At 60.4% G+C, this 1,572-nt stretch carries 1 protein-coding gene; it reads right to left on the reverse strand.

Translation table 11 applies throughout. From position 1 onward, the window contains the following. Positions 1-1,518, reverse strand: a 1,518-nt coding sequence (locus tag NW838_RS00190; RefSeq protein WP_414427260.1) for an endonuclease domain-containing protein, incomplete at its 3' end; no start/stop codon positions are given. Positions 1,519-1,572 lie beyond the last annotated feature (54 nt).

Below are 1,572 nucleotides of genomic sequence, written 5' to 3' on the forward strand. Positions count from 1 at the left end.
GGAGAGGGGAGAAGGATGGTCGTAGGAATGGGCAGTGACATAGGCAGCAATCTCTGGGAGGACTTGTTCTGTGTGGTCGAATATCTGCTCATTGGTAAAGCGCAGAATGGCAAAGCCATGTTCGCGCAGGATTTCCTCCCGCAAACGGTCGCGTTCCTGCTGAGTGGGTTCGCGGTGCACGGCGCCATCTATCTCAATGATCAGGCGGGCATCGTCACAGAAGAAATCGGCGATGAATTGTCCAATCGGATGTTGACGTCGGAATTTTCGGCCTAGCAGCCGACGGTCACGCAACAATTCCCAGAGCAGGCTTTCGGCGGTCGTCGCCTCGCGACGCAACTGCCGCGCCCTGGCAATCAGTTCCCGGCTGGCCTTGGGTAATTCGTACCCTCCTTCTCCCGCAGCGCGAGAAGAGAGGTCGGGGGCTGCGATCCTTCCCCCCTCTCCCGCAGCGTGAGAGAGGGGGCTAGGGGGTGAGGGCACAAACACATTCCCCACCAGCCGGTAACCTTGCTTTTCCAGCTCTGCACGGGTGCGGAAGAGGTGCGAGTCGTTGGACATGTGGAACATCGCCATGAAGCGCACGTCCCAAGGGTTTTCACCCGTGCGTTCGTTAACCAGTACCGGCACGCGCTCGTAGATAGCTCTGGTCAGGTCGGCATCCTGGCGAGTGCGGAAAACGGGCAGGGTGCGGGTGTTGGGGTTGATGCGGGCAATGTCGTCCGCTGTGAGGGTGAAAACGCGACGCGGGTCGCGCAGGTGATCGGCATGGGTGGCAAAGAAGGCGAAGACCATCGGCGCCGCTTCGCACACGCCGGCTGGCGTCGGTTGCCACGATCCTGCCAGGGTGAGGAGGCAGAACTTCATGCGGCTATCCACTGCCGGAAAGAGTCGCTGGCGGTTCTCAAAATCGAACAGACTTGCCAGTTGCCCCTTGCCTGCCAGATCGGCGAAGAAGAACTGGTTGGTCGCGTCGGTGGCGATGCCGGTGGGGACGATGATGCCCGCCCGCCCCCGGATATTGAGCAGGCTACGCACCCGTTCGGCAAAGACCGAGTAGGTGTTGATACGGCCGCGGCCGGCGAGGGGATATTGACCACTGCCCCGTAAAAAGCGGCTGGTGCTTTCGGCGCCGTGCAGGGCACGCTGGTAGTCGTGCCAGAGGGCGGGGTTGGTCTTGGGTAGGTCGGCGATCAGCCGTTTGCGGGCGGCGGCATTAGAGGCGCGGGCGATCTGGGCATCGCGGCTGGCGAAGAATTCCTGCTCTTCCAGTTGAATTTGCTCCCAGGGCGGGTTGGAGAGGATCACATCAAAGCCGCCACTTTCAAACACCTCCGGGAACTCCAGCGGCCAGTGGAAAAACCGGTTCTCGACGGCGAGGGCCTGAGCAGTGGCAAGGGCCTGGGAGGGGGTTCTCTCCTGCAGTCGATCAGCCACGGCTTGGGTGGTAATGGCCCTAGAGAAGTCAGGGATCAAGGGCTGGAAAAAAGCGGCTGTCCACAGGTTGCAGGCTTCCACTAGGTCGTGTTGATCTTATGTTAGGATAGAGAGAGTAATTTATAGAGGAAAGAG

The sequence above is a fragment of the Synechococcus sp. R55.2 genome (assembly GCF_047462075.1).
Lineage (GTDB): Bacteria > Cyanobacteriota > Cyanobacteriia > Thermostichales > Thermostichaceae > Thermostichus.